The 12,435-nt window shown below is 66.3% G+C and carries 9 protein-coding genes, 1 tRNA gene and 1 pseudogene; 8 read left to right on the top strand and 3 right to left on the bottom strand.

From position 1 onward, the window contains the following. Positions 1–20: 20 nt before the first annotated feature. From cmk to JOD64_RS26065, 5 genes are all read left to right on the top strand, one after another. The gene (gene cmk / locus JOD64_RS26045; RefSeq protein ID WP_204944656.1) at positions 21–701 is read left to right on the top strand and encodes a (d)CMP kinase; all 681 of its coding nucleotides are present in this window, start codon (positions 21–23) and stop codon (positions 699–701) included. Then, the gene (gene der / locus JOD64_RS26050; protein ID WP_204944657.1) at positions 698–2,110 is read left to right on the top strand and encodes a ribosome biogenesis GTPase Der; all 1,413 of its coding nucleotides are present in this window, start codon (positions 698–700) and stop codon (positions 2,108–2,110) included. Before cmk ends, der begins: the two co-directional genes overlap by 4 nt. Positions 2,111–2,302: 192 nt before the next feature. Beyond that, positions 2,303–2,376 (top strand) — tRNA-Pro (locus JOD64_RS26055). A gap of 116 nt (positions 2,377–2,492) precedes the next feature. Then, the gene (locus tag JOD64_RS34065; RefSeq protein WP_239559655.1) at positions 2,493–3,521 is read left to right on the top strand and encodes a tyrosine-type recombinase/integrase; all 1,029 of its coding nucleotides are present in this window, start codon (positions 2,493–2,495) and stop codon (positions 3,519–3,521) included. 618 nt (positions 3,522–4,139) lie between these two features. Further along, positions 4,140–4,301, top strand: a complete 162-nt coding sequence (locus tag JOD64_RS26065; protein WP_204944658.1) for a hypothetical protein — start codon at positions 4,140–4,142, stop codon at positions 4,299–4,301. Positions 4,302–4,518: 217 nt separating this feature from the next. On the opposite strand, the pseudogene JOD64_RS33180 reads toward JOD64_RS26065, so the two are convergent. Then, a pseudogene (locus tag JOD64_RS33180) lies at positions 4,519–5,190 on the bottom strand (DUF6308 family protein). 94 nt (positions 5,191–5,284) lie between these two features. Between JOD64_RS33180 and JOD64_RS26080 the strand changes: the two are divergent. Then, complete coding sequence (locus JOD64_RS26080) at positions 5,285–5,815, top strand: DUF6998 domain-containing protein (protein WP_307813663.1); 531 nt, start codon at positions 5,285–5,287, stop codon at positions 5,813–5,815. Positions 5,816–6,033: 218 nt separating this feature from the next. On the opposite strand, the gene JOD64_RS26085 is transcribed toward JOD64_RS26080, so the two are convergent. Then, positions 6,034–9,645: a tetratricopeptide repeat protein gene (locus tag JOD64_RS26085; RefSeq protein ID WP_204944661.1), complete on the bottom strand. Its 3,612-nt coding sequence runs from the start codon at positions 9,643–9,645 to the stop codon at positions 6,034–6,036. 165 nt (positions 9,646–9,810) lie between these two features. On the opposite strand from JOD64_RS26085, the gene JOD64_RS26090 reads away from it, so the two are divergent. Together JOD64_RS26090 and JOD64_RS26095 are read left to right on the top strand one after the other, a co-directional pair. Continuing rightward, positions 9,811–10,041: a hypothetical protein gene (locus JOD64_RS26090; RefSeq protein WP_204944662.1), complete on the top strand. Its 231-nt coding sequence runs from the start codon at positions 9,811–9,813 to the stop codon at positions 10,039–10,041. A gap of 218 nt (positions 10,042–10,259) precedes the next feature. After that, positions 10,260–11,483: an IS110 family RNA-guided transposase gene (locus JOD64_RS26095; protein ID WP_204944664.1), complete on the top strand. Its 1,224-nt coding sequence runs from the start codon at positions 10,260–10,262 to the stop codon at positions 11,481–11,483. A gap of 106 nt (positions 11,484–11,589) precedes the next feature. Here JOD64_RS26095 and JOD64_RS26100 read toward each other — a convergent pair whose 3' ends face one another. Next, on the bottom strand, positions 11,590–11,955 hold the full coding sequence (locus tag JOD64_RS26100; RefSeq protein ID WP_307813665.1) for a tyrosine-type recombinase/integrase: 366 nt from the start codon (positions 11,953–11,955) through the stop codon (positions 11,590–11,592). Between the last annotated feature and the right edge of the window lie 480 nt (positions 11,956–12,435).

Genomic DNA, 12,435 nt, shown 5'->3' on the forward strand with positions numbered 1-12,435 from the left:
TACGGGCTGAGGAGGACACGGTGGAGGAAAACGTACGGGCCGGGCGATGTGTGGTCGCTGTGGACGGGCCGTCCGGTTCGGGTAAGTCCACCGTGTCGCGGCGGCTCGCCGTCGCGATCGGTGCACGCTACCTGGACACCGGGGCGATGTACCGGGCGATCACGTGGGCCGTGCTGCGCTCCGGCGTGGATCTCACCGACGCCGCGTCGGTGGCCAAGGTCGCCGGCGAGGTCAAGCTGCACATCGGCACCCACCCGCAGGGGTACGCCGTGACCGTCGACGGCGTGGGCGTGGACGCGGACATCCGGGGCCCGGAGGTGACCGGCGCCGTTTCGGCCGTCGCCGCCGTGCCGGCTGTTCGTGAGCTGCTCGTCACCCGGCAGCGGGAGATGATCGCCAACGTTGGCCGGATCGTGGTCGAGGGTCGTGACATCGGCTCGGTCGTCGCTCCGGACGCTGACCTGAAGGTCTTCCTGACCGCCTCCGAGGCGGCCCGTGCCGCCCGTCGGAGCGCCGAGGACGCCGCCGACGTGGCGGCCACCGCCGCCGACCTGGCCCGACGGGACCGGCTCGACTCGACCCGCAAGGTCAACCCGCTGGCGCAGGCACCCGACGCGGTGGTGCTGGACACCACCGAACTGGGCATCGACGAGGTCGTGGCGCGGCTGCGCGACCTGCTTACCGAGCGGGGCGTGGCATGAGCGAGCGTAGCGAGGGCAGTGGGTGGGTCGAGCTGCGTGAGCCCGACGTTGCCGTCGAGGAACCGAGCGGCCCGCAGCCGGTGGTGGCCGTGGTCGGCCGCCCCAACGTGGGTAAGTCCACACTGGTCAACCGGATCATCGGCCGCCGGCAGGCGGTCGTCGAAGACGTCCCCGGCGTGACCCGTGACCGGGTGCCGTACGACGCGCAGTGGAACGGCCGGGCGTTCACCGTGGTGGACACCGGCGGCTGGGAACCGGACGCGAAGGACCGGGCCGCGGCCATCGCGGCGCAGGCCGAGACGGCCGTCGTCACCGCGGACGTGGTTCTCTTCGTGGTGGACGCGATGGTCGGGTCCACCGACGTGGACGAAGCCGCGGTGAAGATGCTGCGGCGCAGCGCCAAGCCGGTGATCCTGGTGGCGAACAAGGCCGACAACACCTCCATCGAGATGGAGGCGACCTCGCTCTGGTCGCTGGGTCTCGGTGAACCGTTCACGGTCTCCGCGCTGCACGGGCGGGGTTCCGGTGACCTGCTGGACGCCATCCTCGACGCGCTGCCGGAAGCGCCGGCGATCGTGGAGAACCGGCCGCGCGGGCCACGCCGGGTGGCGTTGGTCGGGCGGCCGAACGTGGGCAAGTCCAGCCTGCTCAACCGGTTCTCCGGTGAGGATCGGGCGGTCGTTGACTCGGTGGCGGGCACCACTGTGGACCCGGTGGACAGCCTGGTCGAGATCGGTGGTCAGACCTGGCAGCTGGTGGACACGGCCGGGTTGCGTAAGCGGGTCGGTAAGGCCAGCGGCACCGAGTACTACGCGAGCCTGCGCACCGCCGGTGCGATCGAGGCCGCCGAGGTGGCCGTGGTGCTGCTGGATTCCAGCGAGCCGATCAGTGAGCAGGACCAGCGGATCCTGTCGATGGTGACCGAGGCCGGCCGGGCAATGGTCATCGCGTTCAACAAGTGGGACCTGGTCGACGCCGACCGCCGGTACTACCTGGACAAGGAGATCGACCGGGAACTGCGACGCATCCCCTGGGCGATCCGCCTGAACCTGTCGGCGATGACCGGCCGCGCGGTGGACAAGCTGGCTCCGGCCCTGAACAAGGCCCTGGCCAGCTGGGAAACCCGGGTGCCGACCGCGCAGCTCAACCAGTGGTTGACCGCGCTGGTGCAGGCCACCCCCCACCCGGTGCGTGGTGGTCGTGCTCCGCGGATCCTGTTCGCGACGCAGGCCGGGGTGGCGCCGCCACGGTTCGTGCTCTTCACCACCGGCCCGCTGGACGCCGGTTACCAGCGCTTCGTCGAGCGCAAGCTCCGCGAGGAATTCGGGTACGAGGGCAGTCCCATCGAGATCTCGGTTCGCCCGCGCAAGAAGCTCGGCCCCGGCGGCCGAGGCAAGGCGCACGGCTGACCTGCCCTGTTCTCTCGAAATGCCGGATGGGTCCACGAGGCCCATCCGGCATTTTGCATCCCCACCCTCCTAGGACGCTTTAGGGGGTGTGCGGTGGTTCGGTTGGCTCGCGACGCGGGTGGGGCCTGTGCGAACACGCCGAGACAGCTGCGCTAAGCTTTAGCGGCTGTCGCGGGGGAAACCACGCGGGGGCGGGACGTGGCGCAGCTTGGTAGCGCACTTGACTGGGGGTCAAGGGGTCGTCGGTTCGAATCCGGCCGTCCCGACAGCGAGAGGGTTTCCACAGGTCAGAGCCTGTGGAAACCCTCTTTTTCGTGTTCACGGTGGTTCGTCGAGGTCGAGCACGCCGCTTATCGACCCCTTGACTCGACGGGTGACCGACATGGCTCTACTGGACCTCACCAAGCTCACCACCGACCTGTCCGCGACCTGGGCGGGGTACCTGCGCGACTGGGACCGGACGCTGCGGGCGGGCAACTACCCGGAGACGACCCGGTACAACTACCTCCTCGCTGCGGCGCAGTTGGCCCGATACCTGGCCGAGCACTCGCCCGACCCCGATGCCGCCGACGCCGCGGAGGACCCCACCGAGGTGACCCGGGGGCATGCGGAGGCGTTTCAGGCGTGGATGATCGAGACCCGGTCGGCGTCGACCGCGCTGAACAAGCACAAAGGTCTGCAGCAGTTCTTCAAGTGGTTGCTGACTGAGGAGGACATCGACCGCTCTCCAATGGATCGGGTCCGACAGCCCAAGACACCACAGAAGCTGATCCCGATCATCCGCGACGAAGACACGAAGAAGCTCCTCGACGCATGCAAGGGCAAGACCTTCCCGCACCTCCGTGACGAGGCGATCATCCGCCTGTACTACAACACCGGAGCGCCTCTGTCGGAGATCGGCAACCTGCTGCTCGATGACGTCGACCTAAACACGGAGTCGGTCCACTACCACGGAAAGGGCACCAAGGACCGCCGGGTGCGATTCGGACCGAAGACAGCCCGGGCCATCAGCCGTTACCTACGGGCGCGAGGCAAGCACAAGGGTTCGGAACTGCCGGATCTGTGGCTCGCCGACCGTGGTGGGCGGAGGTTGGCGGCCAACGGCATCAAGATTCGGGATTCGTCTGAAGCGGTTGGGTCTCGCTGCGGGCGTTGCGAACGTGCACGCCCACCGCTGGCGGCACAACTTCGCCCACGAGTGGAAGCGTGCCGGGGGGAACACCGGCGATCTGATGCTGCTGTTGGGCTGGACCTCGGAGGACATGCCCCGGCACTACGGCGCCAGCGCGGCGGCCGAACGCGCCCAGGAAATCCAGGTGCAGCTGGGCATCGGGGAGGGGGTGTAGACGTCGGCATCGCGGTCGGCCGACCCGGGTACCGGCTTGGCCGACCGCGTTGTCCTCGTCGTTGATCGGCGGACCTGAGTCGAGTCGGGCTGGGCTCGGCCTACTCACTCCGGTGCAGATTCCGGTAAGACTTGTCGTACAGCGTTGCATCGGATTAGCCGATCTACCGCTGATCGGCAGTTCGTGACGCCGGTAGGACCGGTCGTAGTACCCACTGGTGACGTCGCGTAACCGGTGGCCAGGCAGCGACGCGCCGCTCGGCGTTCGGAGCCGAGATGACTGCCTCGACCATCTCGGTGAAAGTTCGCCTACAGGACTCACCATCGCCATGACTCAACCCATCCCTGTCACCGACTCGGCGACAGACTGCGCAGCCGGCCGGCGTGCCTTCGCAGCAGTGGTCGTGGTGGTCGCTTACGCTGTCCGGCAAGTGCCAGCCCTCGGGGCGGCGTCTGACCCTCTGGTCAATGCTTTGCGGCGAACTTCGGTGCCGACTACCGAACGGGCCTTCTGTAAAAGAGACCAGACGGAACACGAGCGAATATTTGCGATGCCTACACAGCGCGTGGTCAGAGCACAAGGATTTCGCCCAGTCGGAGCGGAACCTCTGTCATTGGTCCATGGATGGCCGAGCTGGGTCTTTTTGTCTCCAGCTCGGTCACCGAAGCATGTAGGAGATCGTCGTGGAGATCGAAACCTTTCAGGCGAGCCTGTCGCCGCGGACTCGCATTGCCGTCGCCGGCGTACTTGTGGCCGGAGCTGTCATCGTCCTTCTATTTTCCAACTCGGAGCATCGGGCGGACATGATTAAGGCGATGGTCGAGCCGATCCACACCGGCCGGTAGACAGCCGGCACACCCGCTCGATCCGGACTTCAGACATCGAGCGGGTGTGCCGTCCACCCAGAACGATCCTCCCGCTGTTCTAGGGGAATGGTCGGAGATGGCTGTCTCGTCAGATGGCAGGCGGGTTCGCTCTATCCTCTTTCGCCACGTTCAGCTCGCTAGGCGGCGTGACGTAGTGGCTGAGTGGCTTAGCGGGACATTCGCCCTGAGGCGCCGATCAGAGCTCCACGGACCCACGCTGCGGACACGTCGTGGGCTTGTCCCGCCAGTGTTTCTTAACGTGTCGCCTCCACAGGACGATATCCAGGACCCGCAGGATGCTCACTCTGTCGCCTGCGCCCGAGGTCGTGCGAACTTCGCCGAGGGCAGCGCGCAGGTCACCGCCGTTCTCGGTGAGCCGGTCGTGCAGCCTCAGCCAAACGTGCGTCGGCGCTGCGAACTGGCAGCTGACAATCGAGTCGTAGACGGGGATGAGCTTGGGCCCCTTGCGAGCCAGCAGGTTGCCGGCAATCACCCAGCCGATACCCGTCTTCTTGTTCCGATCATTCAGCAACTGCCATGCCTGATCGGCGTGCCCGCCGTCGACGATGAGCTCGTCGGCGCCGGGGGTGCCCAGCTCGGCATCATGGGGAATCTTCCGCAAGCGTGCGCTGATATCCCTTCATAGCTGGCCGTCAATCAGCTCCCTGCCGACGGCGAACGGAACTTGGACGTTGAGCGCCTCCACCGCATAGAGATCACCTACGGTGATCCTGTCGCGGGTCTCGACACGATCACCGCCACCCGCGAAGGTCTCGAACCACTGCCCGGTGTACGACCCGGGCGTGAAGTAGGCACCAAGATGGCCCACGCCTTCACGACGAACAATGTCGATCAACTTATCCGGCACCGGCAGATAATACTGAGCACCGGTGCTCAATCACACCCGCCGCCGAGCGAGTTCGCGAGGTGAACTCGTACGCGCGCGGGTGTACCGTCACGTCGTGCAAACGGCCACCGATTCTGATCTTCGATCGATGAGTGTCCGGCAGCTGCTCGAGCTCTACTCTCGGATCCTCACGGAGCTGATCCGGCGTGGCGTTGTTAGGTCGCGCAATGCCCCTGCCGGTGACCTGGCGGAGTCCATCGTTGCGAAGGCTTATCGCGGCGAGCTTGCGCCGCAGTCGGAGAAGAGCTGGGACGTTCGCGCGGCGGACGGCACCTTGTTGCAGATCAAGTGCCGCGTCATCGAGCCCGGCAGCCGGCGTACCCACGTCTTCTCGCCGTTTCGGAGCTGGAGCTTCGATGCTTGTGTGTTTGTCATCCTGAGTAGCGTCACCTATGACATCGAGCAGGCTGTCGAGGCTCCGGTCGACCAGGTCAGGGCAGCTGCCCGAGCGAGCTCATGGGTCGCCGGTCACCGGGTATCCCTGAGTCAGGTCCGCGTTGGCCTTGATAACGCAGTCGATGTGACTGACCGTCTTCGAGAGGCCTATGGTGCAATGGAACGATTGGAGCAGAAACAGGCGATTTGACGTCTCCGAGCGCCGCATTGATCTGCTGCGGGTCGCCTACCAGGCAATGTCCCGGTCTTAAAGGGCTGGACGGCATGAGCCTGCTGTTCTTCAGCTTGATCACGGGATGGCCGGTCCTGCCACGGCCCGCGTCGAAGCACCGAAACGTGTCCGCGCAGCGCTTCCCAGCTGCGTGAAGCAGAAAACCCAATAGGGTGCAGGAAGCCTGGTGAGGCGCGCTAGTCGCGGTGCGTCAGGATTACCCGGGATATCGTGGCCTTGTCCGACTCCGTCAACTGCGCGGCTAGCGCCATCATCATTGACATGGCGAACGCATGTCCTTGGCGGCCGACCAGGTTGCGGTAGATGCTGGCGGCGACCGCCTCGAATGGGTCGGTCACCAGTTGGCGTTCAGCGACTCCCGCCCGCACGCCGCGCAGGACACCAAGCAGATGGTCGGCGTTCATCCACGGCTCTGCCATGCACCGGCCCATCAGCACACGCAGGTTGGCGCTCGCACCGTGGTCATCGGTGTTGATGCGGACCAATCCGATGGCGGTTGCGGACACCCACCCTTCTACCTGGTCGGGTCCGTTGATCACCGCGAGCCGCAGCATCGCGAGCATGAAGTCGAGTGCGGCTTCCGGGTCGTTCCAGGTTGCGGGCCGAGTCAGCGCGAATGCCGCCCCGCGTGGAATGTGGCCCTCGATCGCCGCGGCAAGGTCGAACGTCGTTCGATCGAATCCGAGGTCGGTGAAGTAGTTGGCGATCAGGACTGCCTCAGCAGCCACGCGGAGCTGACGCGAGATGTGTCCTTTGCTCTGCAGGTATCTGATGAGATCGACGGTGCCGAAGGTGGGCACGCCCATGCTGGCGGCGACCGATCGCAGGCGGTGGTCGTCGCACCAGAACGGGATCTGTTCTGCGGCCGCCAGATCGAACGACGAAAGCCACTCGAATTTCTGGTCCACGTCGGGGAACATCGTGAGCCTGGGCCACGGGCGCCGGGCAGCCTGGTGCAAGATCGAGTAGACCACGGAGGACTGTTCCGCAAGCGCGTCAGCGGCAGACTGCTCGATCTTCGTGACGGTCGGCCGCTCGGCGTCAGGATCCCATCCCGTCGACAGGGTCGAGCGCATGCCGAGTGACTCCTGTCCTCGGACCGCGTCGCGGTAGGCCTCATCGGTCGCACGGACCTGGGCGAAGCACGAGATGAGCTGCGAACGCAGCTGCGGGTCGAGCAAGGCGAGAGTGTGTGCTGCGGTGATGTCGATGACGATGGTCTTGTTCAGGGCCGCCGATGCCGAGGCGCTGCCGTACGGTTCGCCTTCAGGAGCGTGGGCGTTGACGAAGCCAGCGCCGCGCTTCAGCGACGCTTCTGTGTACGACGAGTCGAACGTGGTGGCCAGGAATCCCAACGGTAGGTTTGCCTTGTCGAGTGCCTCGATCGCTTCGCTAAGTGAGTCGTGGCGTGCGCGAAGGTCAGGCGTGAGGGATCCAAGCGGGTCGTCTTCCGAGATCGGAATCCTGCGGAACACCGTGCTGTCGGGGAAGCGTTCGGTGTAGTCGAACATGGCCGTGTGCAGCGCGGCGAGGTCTTGGTCGGTTGCGGATAGGTTCTGCCGGTGCAGACCGAAGAAGATCTGTGCGATGAACACGCCAATCAGCTGCTCATCTTCGGGCCAGCGAGCCATGGTGGACAGTGCGCGCGGCACAAACTGGGTGCTGGTGTCGTGCCGGGCCACCAAACCGATCCAGGTGAGAGCGTCGTGCCGATCACGGGGTGCGACCGGATCACCGTCGGGAGTGAGTGCGTTCCATGCACCTTCCCTGTCGCCGCGCCGGATCAATGAGTGTATGAGCGCCCAGCGGGCGTCCACGGCGTCGGGGTCGAGCGCCACCAGGTTGCGGGCCTGCTCGATCGCTAGATCCCACGAGCCCTCATCAACGTGGATCTCGAAAATGAGGACTCGCGCAGCGAACTGTCCCGCCCATTCGGGTCCGCCCATGGTCAGCCCGCGCTCGGCAGCCCGGATTGCGGCTTCCGGTTTCTCGGCGGTCCGGAGATGACGCGCCGAGCTGAGCATCATGCCCGGGTCGTTCCACCGGTGGGCGGCTTCCTTGAGAACCTCGGCAGCCAGCAGGTGTTCCCCGTCTTTCCCGTACCGCTCTGCGAGTAGTACGGCGAGAACGGCGTGGTTGGCGGCGCCAGCTCGCAGGGCCTCGATCGTTCCGCCCTGGACACCCATGGTGCGGTGGATGTCCCGAATCTCACGGACCAGCGCCGGATGCTGCTTCTCGACCTCGGCGAGGTCGGGGAGTTCGCCCCCGACGTGGGCCAGCCCGCGAACCGCTACCAGGAAATCGCGTTCGGACTCCACGGCGGCCAAGGCGGACTGCCATGCCGCAGCGGCGGCCGTGTCGTCGGCGGTGTCGGTCAGTCTCACGGCTTCGATCATCGCGACAACAAAGGCGGTGCCCAGCTCGGCTGCCAACGCTCTTGCCTCGTCGTATTCGCCGGCGACGGCGAGCAGCTCTGCTTTCTCTCGTCGCAGCCGTGGGTCCGCGGCCTCGTGAGGCCAAGCTTCACCGCTCGGCTTCGGTTCGATCAGCGCCCGCGCCTGCGCCACCTTGCCGCTGAGGATGTAGGCGTTGACCGCGACCAGGATCGCCGCAACGCTGTCGCCATGCCACGATTGCCTGACGTTGCGGGCTTTGATCGCAAGCGCAGCGGCCTGTTCGGTGTCGGCCAGCCGGTTGACCGTCGTCCCGTGCTGCGCCCGGTACAGCAGCAGCTCAGCTGCATGGAGCGCAGCTCCACTCGCGCCCTCAATGGCGGCAGCCTCGAGCGCGATCGTGATTCCCCGGTTGGTGTCGCCAGCTCGAGCGTGCAGCCGCGACAGCAGTTGCAGGCGCATCGCCGCTTCGAGGTTCGACGTCGTCTGCCACGCATCCAAGACGTTGACGGACTGATCCCAGCTCTCGCGGTGGACCAGCAGCAGCGCCTGAGCGAGCGGGTGTTCCCCTGCAGCGCCGGCAAGCAGTTCGTCGACCTCAGCGTGGGCGTCCTCCGGCAGGCACATCGCTTGCCGGGCCTTCCAGAAGCCAGCCGGAAACGCTCCACGCTCGACGGCAATCCTGAACAGGCGCGCCGCTGTCGAATTCTGGCCGTAATCGCAGGCGAGGTCAGCCAGCCAGCAGACCACCTGCTCAGGTGCTTGGGAGAACCAGTCCGGTGGCTGCTCGCACCACTGCCGAAGGAGAGCCGCGCGGTCGCCGGTCGTGACGATGGCCTGGACCAGCCTTTCAACGTCGGGCCAGGAGCCGCGGATCCCGATGGCTTGGTCGCGGCGCCACGGCTGGAGCTTGTTGACCTGGTCCCCGAACACGTTGCTGGCCGACATCCGGTCGAGGATGGAGCGATTGCCTTCCGCTACGACTGCCTGGGTGGATGCTGCGGCGACACGCGTATGTTCCGTCAGCCAATCCCCGGAGATGGCGGCTGCGGTGGCTGGGTCGTGAGCACGCACGAAGGCGGCGAGAACAAGGATGAGAACCTGCTCGGCGTCGGATCGCCGCTGGTCTGCCCTGCCACCCAGCAGCCCGGCCAGACCATCGATAACCGCCTCGGCCACCTCAGCACCGCCGCGGGATAGCTGACTCTGCACCTCCGGCAACGCCAGCCACTTGCGCAGTTGTCCAGCTTTCAGACGAATGCCCTTCTTGCGGGCCTGCCGTCCGACCGTCCATGCGACCCGCCAGCGAACCGTGCGCTTGCCGATCAACCGGGCAATAGGCGCAACAGCCGAGCCGAGGGCCTTCGCGAGCCCGGCGGAGACGGTTGGTTCCACGATCTACCTGCCTTAAATCTTCCTTCTCTGACGCCACTTGGACGGTGCGCCGTGATGCCCTGCTGCCGCCCAGCGTCCATCGGCCGTCTCCGGGGGTCGCAACAGTACGACCTGGCTACGACAGAACGCCTGCGGGAGCACCTGCTCATCATCCCTAGGAGGGACTTGACATGGCGCACCTGCCTATCCAGCCGGATCTGTACGCCGACGGCGGGACTTCCGGGACAGTTCCGTCAGCTGCAACATGTACGCCTTCCTGGCGTGTCGTGCCATTTCCGCGCGTACATCTGGATCGAGCAGGCCGCCGGGATCGACCTGTCGCTCAAAGCGATCGAGGAAGCCCTGCGTCCCCGCTGCCGTGCGGGCGCGACGGTGTCGACGCCGCGTGAAAACTAATGGGATCCGGCCGGGCTAACCTTCGTACGCTCGGCTCCGCAGCCGCCAGCGGGTGAGCACTCCTGAAAACTGAGCGTGGAGCTCTAGGGTCAGACCGTGCCCCTGCTGGTCGGCGAGGAGGATTGACCGCTGATGGGATGACGTGCCGGCTGAGCACTTGACCATTAGTTCGCTCAGGTTCTCCTCGAAGCTGTACCGCCGGAGCTGGAGGAGATCAGGTGTTGTTCGTCGGAAACGATTGGGCCGAAGACCACCACGACATCGAGGTGCAGGACGCTGCTGGGAAGCGACTCAAGCGGGCGCGGCTTCCTGAGGGCGTAGCCGGGATCGCAAAGCTGCATACCTTGATCGGTGACCTGCTTGGCGATGATGCGGATCCGTCCGCAGTGACCGTGGGCATCGAGACCGACCGCGGCCCGTGGGTGCGGGCGCTGGTCGCCGCCGGCTACCGCGTGATCGCAATCAACCCGATGCAGGCGGCCCGCTACCGGGAGCGGTACTCCACGTCGGGTGCCAAGTCCGATGCCGGCGATGCTCGAGTGTTGGCGGACATCGTGCGGCTGGAGGCCGACCGGCATCGGCCGGTCGCCGGAGACAGCCGCCTGGTCGAGGCGGTCCAGGTGCTGGCTCGCGCCCATCAGTCGCTGGTCTGGGCACGACAGCGACACGTACTGCAGCTACGAGCGGTGCTGCGCCAAGCGTTCCCGGCCGCGTCGGTGGCCTTCGGCGAGGACCTGCATGACCGGGACGCACTGGCCGTACTGGCCAAGGCGCCATCGGCCGCCCAGGCCCGCAAACTCCGCGTCAGCCAGGTCGAGGCCGCGCTACGCCGCGCCGGGCGACAGCGCAACGTCCCCGCCGTTGCCGATCGCATTCTGTCCGCACTTCGCACCCCGCAGTTGAACCAGCCCGCCGTGGTCAGCGACGCCTACGCCGCGCACACAGCTGGCCTCGTCGGCATCATCGGCGCGTTCAACACCCAGATCGTCGCGCTGGAAGCACAACTGACCGACTACCTCGGCCGTCACCCCGACGCAAAGATCCTGATGTCCCAGCCCGGCCTGGGCACCGTGTTGGCTGCCCGGGTGCTCGGCGAGTTCGGGGACGACCCGCACCGTTACCCCGACGCCCGCAGTCGAAAGAACTACGCCGGCACCAGCCCGATCACCCGAGCCTCCGGCACGCGGAGTGTGGTCCTCGCCCGCTACGCCCGCAACCGCCGACTCGGCGATGCTCTCTACCGGCAGGCGTTCTGCGCGCTGCTGGCCTCACCCGGCGTCCGCGCCTACTACGACCAACTCCGCGCCCGAAACATCAGCCACAACGCCGCCCTGCGCCAAGTCGCCAACCGCCTCGTCGGCATTCTGCACGGCTGCCTACGTCACCGACGCGAATACGACGAATCCACCGCCTGGGCGCACCGGCAGCTGGCTACGACTTGACAGACGGTCGGTCGTTCTGGCCCAGGATGCGTGGGCGGCTATGCGTGCCCGGCGTCGACGCTGCCCCGGCGTCAGCCCCGTCGACCCGGCTGTCGGTTCGTCGGGTTCAGACACGCTCACCGATCCCGACGCGAGATTGGCTTTCCTGGGCGCGTTCGGCGGCTGCGCTGGCGCCGTAGTGCCGGGGCATGTCGTCTGAGGTCCAACCGAGCAGCAGCATCAGGTCGCCTGTGTCGCCGCCGGCGCGTTTCCACTCGTGGGCGAAGTTGTGCCGCCAGCGGTGGGCGTGGACGTTCGCGACGCCGGCGCGCTGGCCGCGACGTTTTAGCATGAGCTTGATGCCGTTGGCGGCAAGTGCCCGTATGCCTCGATCCGCGAGCCAGAGTTCGCGCGCATGGAGTGCGCAATCATCTACCGCTTCGGACTGCGTCGCCTGATGTGGCGCCGGTGGGTACTGCGCAGACTCCGCCACCGGGCTTGCCTGCCCAAGACATCCCCGACCACGGCCGAGTAGGTCGGTACTCCCGGGTCTTCTCGTCCGCCCTGCTCATCGCCTTCTCGATCATTGTGATGAGTCAGACGGTGCCTCGAATCCAAAGGACCGGACGCGACGGCGATCTTTGGCGCGCGTTGACCGCAGCGTCTAACCGGGCCTCTACGCCTCTTGTAACTCTGGGGAGGGACGACGTCGGTTACTAACAGTCACCAGCACGGCACGCATGGCCAGATGCGACCCGGCTCACGCGCTTTGTGGACGAATGTCTCACCTCACCAGGGCTGCCGCGCCGAGACGCTGGCACCAGAATCGGACTCGCCCCGCTCTGCGACCGACGCCCTCAAATCGCCCATAGAACCGCCACTCGAATTCCGAGCACCCAGCTCCGCAGCCGAACAGGCTATACGTCTTTCGGGGAGCGGCTGGGGCCGGCCAGCACGGCCGTCAACACCCCAT

This window comes from Micromonospora luteifusca (assembly GCF_016907275.1).
GTDB lineage: Bacteria > Actinomycetota > Actinomycetes > Mycobacteriales > Micromonosporaceae > Micromonospora > Micromonospora luteifusca.